General features: G+C 62.9%; 1 pseudogene. It reads right to left on the bottom strand.

Annotation, left to right across the window (positions count from 1 at the left end):
• Positions 1-37: 37 nt before the first annotated feature.
• Positions 38-229, bottom strand: a pseudogene (locus tag N7568_RS25675) (iron ABC transporter substrate-binding protein); the annotation flags it as partial.

The raw sequence follows: 229 nt of genomic DNA, 5'->3' as shown, positions 1-229 counted from the left end.
GTAGTTGTCACGTCAGGAGTTCAGGTGGAGCGGGTTGTCAGGCGCCAGAGTCGGCCACTGCCGTGACCCTGGCCTGGACGTTGTTCAGGCCATAGCCCACGATGTACCCGCCGGCGGGATCCAGGTTGACGATCTTGTTGTTCTTGGCAGCGTTGGTGGACTTCACCAGCTCGTTGTCCAGGAGGGGGTTGGCTGTGGAGCCTGCGGTGCCGATCGCGGTGTCGCGGTT

It is taken from the genome of Paenarthrobacter aurescens (assembly GCF_025421775.1).
Classification (GTDB): Bacteria; Actinomycetota; Actinomycetes; order Actinomycetales; family Micrococcaceae; genus Arthrobacter; species Arthrobacter aurescens_B.
Note: the sequence above shows the minus strand (reverse complement) of the source record. Positions and strands in the feature narration are given on the sequence as shown.